We start from the raw sequence: 10,115 nt of genomic DNA, 5'->3' as shown, positions 1-10,115 counted from the left end.
GAAGCGGTTCGACCAAGTCGAGCAGCGAAACATTGGGGTTGGAAAGAAACCTCCAAGTCGCCTGGGTCGCCGAAAACGCTTGGTTTTCGCCCGACAGAAGAGCTGGACCGGCAGCATTTCGGTTGGCTGATTTCATGTGTTCCTGCACCAATTGCAGATAACGACGTTGCAGACGCGGCTCCAGCCGCGGAAGATTGATTCCATCCAGGGCAGTCTACAAACTAAGGAAACTTGTGTAGATACCAATGCCTTAAAGGAGAGTGGGATAGCAATCCATGCTGATGACGGGCATGTCATAGATTGCTCCGTCACACAACTGCGATCGAAAGCGGTCTATTGAACCGCTTCCATTTTCTTCAAAGCAACTCGAGCATCCCCCACGTGACCTCGGGCGATCGTATCGGCGACGGCATCCAGCTTGCCGGTGTCGAAGCGCTTCGACCGACGAAGTTCAAGCAATCGCTCCATTCTTCGTTGGTCAAACCGGCGTGACCAAACGAAAGCATGACGGGCTTGTCGTCGATCCGAACGTAACTGGGTGACTTGAACCAGTATTTGCCGAGCCAGTTGATCTCGCGGGTCGCATGCGCACTGCGTTGGCTCGCTTTGATTCGATTGCCTTCAACCAATGCAGGAATCGTCTGGTCTTCGTAGCGAATGACGAATTTCATTTTCAATCGTTCGCATTGCTGCAGCAACCGATAGGTATTGCGATTCAAAAGGGCATAATCGCGAAAATCCGTTCGCCCGTACCAGTCAACGATCACGCCGTCGATCCCGGCCAATTCTATCGTCAGCAAGTGATATTCCAACACGTCAATGTCGCCGGAATCATAAGGCCCGATCAACGGATGGAATTTGGATGCGATTTCGCGTCGTCCATCGGTCTTCTTTTCTGGATCAAAGTGGTTCATGGTCCAGTGCCATCCCCAGCGGTCGCTCGAAGGCTTTGCGAGGTACCACGGCATGTAGTGGGCGAGGATCAATGGGGCCTTGCCGTTCTTGACGGCGCCTTGACCGGATGGTTCTCCGTGGCGAAGACCGGGATGCTGAATCCAAGCAGCAGCAGGACGGCTGGCAGTGCTCGGCATGAAGATGGCATGGTCATGGACTCTGGCTGGAAAAAGCAGGGAAACAGACTGCGTAAACCTCACCCAGCTTTTTGGATGCTATTTCGAGGTGTTGACGTGAGGTTGGACGCCAGCGGGAATCAGCGTAAACCTAGGGTCGTGTTCGACCGTCCGAATCGCTCGGTCCGCGCCTAAGTATTTTCGGCGCAGGTCAACGAAGGGTCGCTTGCGAGACTCTTCGGAGGGATCGTAGTCGGGATTGATTGCTGGTGTGTATTTGACCTCGACACTTTTATCCATCCAATCATTCAGTTGAATGAATAGCGAGTGGGCCTTCTCGGGCATCGCCGCCGATAATTCGTTCTTTTCGAATGGATCCTCCGCGATGTTGTAGAGTCGCAGCGCACCCGACCAATCAAAGATCAATTTCCAATCTCCTTTTCGCACCGCGGATGAAGGAGCCGATGGCAATCCATCTTCGGGATTCTTGACAATCACATTTAGTGGGTAATGCCAGAAGAACGTGTCCCGCGCGTAGTCGCTTTTCGCATTCGTTGGGTCGTCCAACAGCGGAGCCAAACTGCGTCCGTCGATCCCGCCCGGCTTGATGTGGTCGGCTAGGTCGTAGCCAGTTAAGTCTAAAACCGTCGGGAAAATATCGTTGCAGTCGACCGGCACGTTGCTCCAGCGATCTCCCGCGACACGGCCCTTCCAACGAATCACCAGCGGCACGCGAATACCACCTTCAAAATGCAGAGCCTTGCCTCCTTTGAACGGTGCATTGTTGGTCGCGACCGGGTCGGTGTAAGTCACGCCTCCGTTGTCACTCATGAAGACGACCAGTGTGTTTTCATCAAGGCCAGTTTCTTCAAGCGTATCAAGAATCCGACCGACCGAAACATCCAACCGTTTCAGCATCGCTGCATAAATGGCATTGTCATGTCCGTTCCAACCCCGCGTCGATTTCTGTTCAAAGTACGCCACATCGTCGGTGGGTCCTTGGAACGGCGTGTGGACCGCAAAGTGACAGAAGTGCAGGAAGAACGGTTTGTTCTGGGATGTCTCGGAATCGGCCCGTCGGCGCAAGAAGTCAATCGCGTGTTCGGTCAGTTCATCGGTGAGGTATTCCTGCCCTCGGTTTCCCCCCGATTTCCCACGCAGCAGTTTCGGTTGGGGTGTTTTGGGGAATAGCTTTTCGCCGCTGTCCCATAGACCTCGCCAATTGAAGTACGGCGATCCACCTTCGTCGAAGTACGAGATTTCCTCGAAGCCTTGGTCGGCTGGTTGCCAACCTTGCGATCCATGACCACCCAGATGCCACTTGCCAATGAAGGCTGCGTCATGCTCGGGCATGGCTTCCGCGAGCGTCGTTTCGTTTTGCCCATTATCGGACGGCTGGCCCGACGCCAACGCATCACGGGTGGTGCCGTTGAGCAGCGCTTGTTGGATGTCGATTTTGTCTTGCCAAACCAGCGCGTCCTGGGCGACGTAGTCTTGTGGTGGCTTGATCGCTTGATTGTAAAAGGTTCGCACGTTGCCCCCGACCGCCGTCGTGAATCCCGTGCGTGCAGCGTACTTGCCCGTTAGAAGACTTGCGCGTGCAGGCGAGCAGAGGTGGCAAGCGTAGGCTTGCGAAAAGGCCAAGCCTTCCTTCGCCAGTCGATCTAGGTTTGGCGTCTCATAGTACATCTGCGACGGTTTCGTCCCTGTAAACTTCGTCGCGTAGGCATTCATGTCAACGATCCCAAGATCATCCGCGAGGATCACAATCACGTTCGGCTTCGGGTGATCATCCGCACTCACGATGGACGCACAAACGAATACAAGGAAAAGCGAGCGCAGCAGAGTGGTCATTCGTGGTTTCCTATTTCGATTGATCGAGAGAATGTGGCGATGCCAGCGTCTATTGGATGGGTTCTACTGCGCAATCTTGGCGTTGGCTGCGGCGTAGGCCTGGTGGCCAGTCGAGTTGCCGGGCAAGACGGGATGTTGATCTTCTGGCAGATACGCGGCGTGCTGGGCGATGATCTGCTGATACTCTGGGTTGGACGCAAGATTCGTCCACTCATGAGGATCGCTGGTCAGGTCATAGAGTTCCTGCGAACCGTCGTGGTACTGAATGAAACGGTACTGAGAAGATCGAATCGCGAAATTGCCAAGGCCAAAGCTGGTGATCGCGGGGTGACTCCACTCTCCATTGGGATTCTTCATCAAGGGAACGAGACTCTGCCCTTCTTGGTCGGCGTCCGCGGGTAACCCTGCGAGTTCCAAAAGGGTTGGGAAGATATCTAACAGTTCAGCAGGTTGGCCCGTTCGCTGTTGCGTTTTGAATCCCGGCGCAGATATGACGATCGGGACCCGCGTTCCGTCTTCCCATAGCGACCGCTTGGCCCAACGCTGTTTTTCGCCCAGATGAAAGCCATGGTCGGAGAACAGTACGACGATGGTGTTGTCGGAATATTCGCTTGACTCGAGCGCATCCAACACGATTCCCAGGCAATGATCCGCAAAGCTGACGCAAGCCAAATACGACTGCACGGCATGCTCCCACTGTCCCGCCTCGGTAACCCACTGGTGCGTCGGCGATACATGCTCGAGATTAGTCAAGTCGATCGCGTACTGGCTCAGGTCATTACGATCGTCCTCTTTGACCCGTGGTAATTTGACCTCTGTTCGCGGATGCATGTCGAACCATTTTTGAGGCGCGTACATGGGAACGTGAGGACGATAGAAGCCCACCCCCATGAAAAAGGGTTGGTCGTGCTTCTTTTCCAATTGATTGACGGCCCACTTGGCGGCTTTCATGTCTGGCATCAAGTCTTCGTCTTCGGGATAGACGCCCCAATCCCAAAGCGGATGCCCGTGCGGCTGCGAGATCTTTTTTTCCGGGCGTGGCCCAAATCCTCCGGAGGGTTGGTACTCTTGGAAAAAGCGTTTGTCACCGGTGTGAAAGAGTTTTCCGGTCGCCATCGTCTTGTAACCGGCCAAAGCAAAAACTTCCGGCATCGTCCTGACACCTTCGAGAGCGGGTGCTTGCTTCAAGTCGGGCGAAAGGAAATAGATTCCGGACGAATGAGGATAACGCCCCGTCATCATGCTGGCACGCGACGGATTGCAGACGGGTGACTGACAATGGGCATTGGCAAACAGCGTTCCCATGTTGGCGAGACGATCGACGTTGGGCGTCATGGATTGTGGATGCCCGCCAAGACAGCCAACCCAGTCATTGAGGTCGTCAACGGAAATCAACAACACATTAGGCTGTTCAGCATCGAGGGACGACGCAAACGCTACGCTGACGCAAAACAGTAATATGAAAAATCGGTTCATTGTGAAGACTGGGGTGAGAGTTTCGTTTTGACCAACTGGACAGGTGAATGTCACTGGCAAAAGCCCCTGATGCCAGACACCACGTTAATTCAGAGTTCCCACCGGTAGAGCTCACGTCCGTCGCTTGTTGACAGGCTGATGTTAGAGATTTGAATGTCTCCTGAGGCTGTCGACGGATCGATGCGTACACCCTCAATGGGATTTCGGGTTGTCAATTCAACGGCGTATTCATGAGCTTTTCCATCGTGTTGAACTTCAAACGATGTGCTTCGATCACGAAAGTACGCCGGTGAGACGCCTTGCTCGTGCCAAAAGACCTGCCCGTTGCCTTGAGAGTTGGAGGTCATCGTGAAGGTTAGGATGAGCGATGGCTCCGCAACCGGTTTCGGCAACGGGTAGCTCAAGTGAGGATCGCCGCCGTCACTGGTGACGTTCAACTTGCCATCTTTGACCACCACCGAGGCGTTGCCTGCGGGCTGCCAACCAGCGACTCGCTTTGCTGGTTTCGTCGGCGTCTTCTTTGGTGCGTCGGCACCTCCCTTGAGTGCTGCTTTGCCCTCAAGTTCCGGACGGTACTTTGTGACATCGAAATTTGGATTGGGAAGCGGGCATACGGCATCGGTTTCGATGAGAAACTTCTCAATCAGAGCGTCCAACTGATCGACTCGTTCTGGGAACTCAGAAGCGAGGTCTTTTTGCTCGCCCAAATCGTTCTTCAGATTGAAGAGTTTGTAGCGGTGGCTGCCGCGTTCGCCGTTGTGGAAGATGCGGATCAGCTTCCAATCGCCTTGATGCACACTCACCGAGGGTGGTAGCCATTCCGGAATTCCTGGTGAATGGGGGAAGTACGTGAAGATGGCTTCTCGGTCGAGTTTTTTTCCATGCAACGCCGGAACGATGCTTATGCCATCGAATGATTGCCCAGGTTGAGGTTGGATCGCCAGCAGTTCAAGCAACGTCGGGTAGAAGTCACAGCTTTGAATGACCTCATCACTACGTGCCCCCGCTTCGACCTCGCCCGGTTGTATCACGATCGCTGGCCCGCGAGTTCCGCCTTCGTACATCGTCGCCTTGCCGCCGCGGAGCGGAGCGTTACTGGTCGCCGACGTCCCATCGACTTCGTTGTACATGTTGCCGCCGTTGTCCGAGGCGAAAACAATGATCGTGTTGTCTGCGACGCCAAGCCGCTCGAGTGTGTCGAGGAGCGCTCCGATCGCGTCGTCCATGCTTTCGATCATCGCGGCGTACGTTGGGCTACGCTGCGGATTGTTCGCATCAACCTGCTTTCGATACTTTTCGATCAAACCGCGTTTGGCATCAAAGGGAGCGTGAACGCTGAACATCCAGTAGTTCAGGAAGAACGGTTTGTCTTTGTTCTGTTCCATGAACGCGACGGCTTCTTTCGCCATGCGATCTTCAATGTGTTCGTCAGGGATATCGGGATCGTGGTCGAAATCCTTGAACTTCCACGGCGCCACGTAGCTTCCCGCCGGTCCCGGACCTGGGTGGTGAGGAACGTCCACGTCAAAACCGTGTTCCAATGGTGAGTACGGTTCCGGTCCCAGATGCCACTTTCCAAAGTGTCCCGTCGCATAGCCGTTGTCTTTGAACATTTCAGCTAGGGTGTAGTAGTCGGTTTTCAACCGAGACACCGAATTCGGAATCGTGCATTTCTGATTCGCCGCAGCCGTCTTGGTTGTGGTGGCTGTCAGAGTCACTTTCGGTAGGTGACAGTTCGGCGAAGTGATTCCATGTCGTGCAGGGCTGAGCCCCGTCAGCACGCTCGCTCTTGTCGGCGAGCACAACGGACTGGCCGAATAGGCTCGCGTGAAGGTCACGCCCCGAGCAGCCAATCGTTCGATGTTCGGCGTCTTATAGAACGATGTCGTACCGAACAGCGTCGTATCGCTCCAGCCAAGATCATCGGCAAGAATGAATACGACGTTGGGCTTCGATTCAGCCTGCACCAAAGTGGGCAGGATTCCGGTCGAAATCACACCGATGAAAATCACCAGTCGCATGGACGACGTGATCCGAGGGGGACGTCTCATTTCAGGCAGGGTATTCACGTACTTTCTGTTCCTTTCGTAGAGCGAGGAGCGAGACGACTGCGGGGGGGGGGGGGGGGTGGGGGGGTGAGCCGTCGCCATTGTTAAGGCTCTCTGCGAACCTTCCGCGCGACTCTCGACAGCCGATTATCGCTGACGGATTCGATCGAAACAATGCAGGCACGGAAAAAGTTCGATCGGAAGTCCTGACACCTGCTGCGATGATCGAACGTTGCTGCCAAGATTGACGCGGTGGTTGCGAATAGTGGATATTTGTGTCTTCAAAGGATAACGGGCTTGTTCATCAATGAGACTTTGATGTGGTGGCTCATCGCCGGATCGGTGGCAATGTTTTTCGCCTCGCTACTGGCGGTGCCGGCGATCATTGTGCGTTTACCAGCCGATTACTTTGCGTACCGGCATCGGCATTGCACCCGACCTGAGAACGTCTCGCCAATTGCTTACTTTGCCTGGCGTCTCACCAAGAATTCCGCTGGAGCGGTACTTGTCATGATAGGCATTGCCATGTTGCTGTTGCCTGGGCAGGGGCTTCTGAGCATTTTGATAGGTCTCTCGCTCTTGAATTTTCCAGGGAAATACAAAATCGAACAACGGCTCATCTCCCGCCGCCCGGTGCTCAACGCGATGAATTGGATGCGAGCGCGTGCCGGTAGCGTCCCGTTGATCGTGGCATCGAAAGAGGGGACGGATGCCTTGTAGGAAATTGCCACGGGGCATGCTTGACGACGTCTCAGCGAATTCCTTTCACCGATCGCACTCGGAACGTGCGTAGTTGGCAGGGGTACATGTCGAGGGTCGCTTTGCCTGCCGATACGGGGACTGGTGCGCCGGTAACGGCATCCGTGGCCTGGCCGCTGGGCAGGGCAATGCTCACCCCCTGCTTGCCATGGAGCGAAGTGTTGACCACTGCGATCCATATGCCGTGCTTTTCCGTGACGATGCTCCGTACGACCACTTCGCGATCGCTTGCGGCGTGTTCAAGAACTTGGCTGGGCAAGGCCGGCAGCGCCAAGTAGTTGGCGTTAAAGTTGCGCACATATTGGGGGAAGCCGCGACCAAAATTGCAGCCCACCAAGTAGCCGATCATCGTCGGATCTCCGTTGGCCACTGCCAGCGCCTCGGCCATCATGCAGTACGGCCCCGCCCGCTCGATATCGACGACAAAGTAGCCGATTTTATCTTCGTCCTTTTTGTCGAACATCATGTTTTCGTTCAGCGTGTAATGGCGGACCATGGCCAATCCGCTCGGTGTCCGGTAGGCCTGCATGGTCTGCGGCGAGGCGACGGTATAATTGCGGTTGAAGGCGTGTGTCAGCATCACGTCGCGGACATCCTGGTATTGCTGTGGGTCGTCAGCCGGCCGCGAGTGATGCACTTCCCAGTCGCCCCAATTCAAACCTGGTGTGGTCAGAGCCTGCAAGTACAGATTGCCGTCCACGACTTGTTGGATGGTCAGGGGGGTGATCGCACCGCGGTCGCCTGCGGCATGTTGCGGCTGTTGCAGAATCGGCTGCCATAGGTCTGGTTGGTCGGTCACCATCAGCGGATCCCAGGTGTTGAAGGAGACGCCAGGTTCGCTCGGGCTGCCGGTGAATAGGACCGAAGCCTCGGGAACACCGTTCGACTGCAAGTAGTCTCGCATGGCAATCAAGAAGTCACGCCGTTTCCGTCCCCACCACTCCAGGTACTTCCCATAAAGGTCAGCATCCACCTTCAAGGTCTCACGAGTGACTGGACGATCGTCTGCTGCTTCCTTTGAGAATCGCGATAGCGCTTTATCTGAAAAGCTGATGGGCATCTGACCGCGACTGCGGATCCAAATGCCAGCGAAATTCGCCCTGCTTCGCAAGCGAAGGACGGTCAGGTCCAGCATTTTCTGGAAATCATCGATGGTATCCGGATCTGTCAGGTCGGCATTGGCGGATTCCACCCAGCTGATATGGGTGTAGGCATCATCACGCGTTAGCGGCCGCGCGCGTCGCTGGTTGCCCAGTCCTTTGTAACCTTTGCTACCCGAATATTCGTAGTAGGGCAAAATCTCGAAACCATAACTGCCCATCAACTCGACGACCTCGGCCCATAAATGTTTGCTGGTGCTATCGTGGAACATCCAGTCGTTGCCACCATGAGGTTCCGTGTCCCAATGCTGGCACGCGCCGAATTCAAGCAGGTCCTTGCTGTAGGTTCTCATACCCAAGAACAACATCAGTTCGGCTTTGTATCGATACCAGTCCAGTGGATTGGCTAAACCGGCTTCTGGCGTTTTGAAGTCGATAATGCCGTCCGCCATCTCTTCCCGCCAGAACAGATGGCGGCGAGGCAAGTCTTCGGGCGGAAGCGTCACGGTCTGCGTCAGCTTGTGCGGATCCACTACCTCGAATAAACGGATTCGACCCACCGCGGCGCCTTGGCTGATGGGGGTGTTTTCGGCCGAGAATTGAGCGATCGTTACATCGAAGCCGTTTTCCGGCGTCAGCGGACGCGGTTCGGCACCGCGGAGCAGACCGGTTTCAGGGAACCGATCATGTAGGCGGAACAACAGCGACCAAGTCTGCCATTCGCCAGTGAGCGGTACGTCAATCGATTCGACGAGGTTGTTCACGTACTTGGGGTGCAAGGCATCGCCCAGTGTCTCGCCGGTATGAAAACCACGAGACGTCTCATTGCCTGTGTTGATCACCAGCATGCTACGTGGCGCGTCTTCAGGGTAATCGACGGCCAACACATAGACGCCACTCGGACGCAGCAATTTCATCTTGCCAATGCGGTAAGTGAAATAGGCCGCTTCGCTTGCGGTCGGCGGTAGGACGCGAGCCGGACGGCCCAAGATGGTTTCGACCTTGCTGACTCCGGTGGGTGATTCGCGAACACCTGCTGCCGAGCAGTCGATTTCATCGACCAACGAGAGCATGCCGTAGGGTGCCATCTCGATCAGCGGTCGCTTCAGTGCTTCCTCCCGAGCTTGTTGCAGTGCGGCCTGTCGTTCGGCTTCGCGTCTTGCTTTTTCGGCCTTGAGAGCGACCCGCTGCTGAAAGGCTTCGTCGGAGTATTCGTAAACGGCGATTTCGCTGAAATTCGCGCCGGGAGTGATGCGAGTGATTCGTAGATAGCGGGTTGTCACGTCGAGTTTGACCTCCACCCACTTCAAATAGGAGCCGCAATCATAGGTTTCCACCTCTTGCCACTTGCCCGGCTCCCCGGCGCTGATCACGACGTCACCCGATCCATTGGTGTCGAACAGCCAAAGGCTCGACAGATTCTTGGTTGTTCCCAGGTCCAGGTACGCGCTGAAGGGAAATTCGTTCCAGAATCTTGAATTCACCTCCCAAGCATGTGACGGCTTCCCCACCGGCGGACCGATGATGTCTCGTTGTTCATCGACCAAACCCGCCGGATCCCCAACCTCGGCTTCATTCGTGAGCATCACCGGTTTCAAGTCGAGCCGTAGTTGTTGGGACCAAGCGGCCAACGGACCCAAAGTCGTAACAACCAGCAGTGCGAAAAGGTAATGGTGCAGGCAAGACTTCATCGGCAGGTAGTCCTCGCTGAGGTGGGATGCGGGCAGAGAGTATCGCTAGATCATAGAGACTTTGGAGCTCCGTTGAGCGGACGGATCCTGATCGCACCATGCGTGGACGTAGTTCAT

6 protein-coding genes are annotated in these 10,115 nt (G+C 55.4%); 1 reads left to right on the top strand and 5 read right to left on the bottom strand.

Features of this window, described 5'->3' with window-relative positions; genetic code table 11:
• Positions 1–356: 356 nt before the first annotated feature.
• The 4 genes from Poly41_RS32395 to Poly41_RS32380 form a co-directional block, all read right to left on the bottom strand.
• Positions 357–1,091: a glycoside hydrolase family 71/99 protein gene (locus Poly41_RS32395; RefSeq protein ID WP_146531523.1), complete on the bottom strand. Its 735-nt coding sequence runs from the start codon at positions 1,089–1,091 to the stop codon at positions 357–359.
• 78 nt (positions 1,092–1,169) lie between these two features.
• Positions 1,170–2,924 carry a sulfatase gene (locus Poly41_RS32390; protein ID WP_146531522.1) on the bottom strand — a complete coding sequence of 585 codons (1,755 nt, stop codon included), beginning with the start codon at positions 2,922–2,924 and terminating at the stop codon, positions 1,170–1,172.
• A 63-nt stretch (positions 2,925–2,987) separates the two neighbouring features.
• Positions 2,988–4,400, bottom strand: a complete 1,413-nt coding sequence (locus Poly41_RS32385) for a sulfatase (RefSeq protein ID WP_146531521.1) — start codon at positions 4,398–4,400, stop codon at positions 2,988–2,990.
• 89 nt (positions 4,401–4,489) lie between these two features.
• Complete coding sequence (locus tag Poly41_RS32380; RefSeq protein ID WP_231616125.1) at positions 4,490–6,451, bottom strand: sulfatase; 1,962 nt, start codon at positions 6,449–6,451, stop codon at positions 4,490–4,492.
• A 294-nt stretch (positions 6,452–6,745) separates the two neighbouring features.
• Between Poly41_RS32380 and Poly41_RS32375 the strand changes: the two genes are divergently transcribed.
• Positions 6,746–7,168 carry a PGPGW domain-containing protein gene (locus Poly41_RS32375; RefSeq protein WP_197231943.1) on the top strand — a complete coding sequence of 141 codons (423 nt, stop codon included), beginning with the start codon at positions 6,746–6,748 and terminating at the stop codon, positions 7,166–7,168.
• A 31-nt stretch (positions 7,169–7,199) separates the two neighbouring features.
• Here the strand turns inward: Poly41_RS32375 and Poly41_RS32370 are convergent, their stop codons facing one another.
• Entirely contained in the window at positions 7,200–9,998 is a 2,799-nt protein-coding gene (locus tag Poly41_RS32370; RefSeq protein WP_146531519.1) for a hypothetical protein, read from the bottom strand.
• Positions 9,999–10,115: the final 117 nt, after the last annotated feature.

The sequence above is a fragment of the Novipirellula artificiosorum genome, from assembly GCF_007860135.1.
Classification (GTDB): Bacteria; Planctomycetota; Planctomycetia; order Pirellulales; family Pirellulaceae; genus Novipirellula_A; species Novipirellula_A artificiosorum.
The sequence above is the reverse complement of the archived record's forward strand: the minus strand, read 5'-3'. Positions and strand labels throughout refer to the sequence as shown.

Bases quoted from the DNA above. Each gene is read 5' to 3' on its own strand.
- Poly41_RS32370 (WP_146531519.1), bottom strand. From the start codon at position 9,998: ATGAAGTCTTGCCTGCACCATTACCTTTTCGCACTGCTGGTTGTTACG.
- Poly41_RS32385 (WP_146531521.1), bottom strand. From the start codon at position 4,400: ATGAACCGATTTTTCATATTACTGTTTTGCGTCAGCGTAGCGTTTGCG.
- Poly41_RS32390 (WP_146531522.1), bottom strand. From the start codon at position 2,924: ATGACCACTCTGCTGCGCTCGCTTTTCCTTGTATTCGTTTGTGCGTCC.
- Poly41_RS32380 (WP_231616125.1), bottom strand. From the start codon at position 6,451: ATGAGACGTCCCCCTCGGATCACGTCGTCCATGCGACTGGTGATTTTC.
- Poly41_RS32395 (WP_146531523.1), bottom strand. From the start codon at position 1,091: ATGCCGAGCACTGCCAGCCGTCCTGCTGCTGCTTGGATTCAGCATCCC.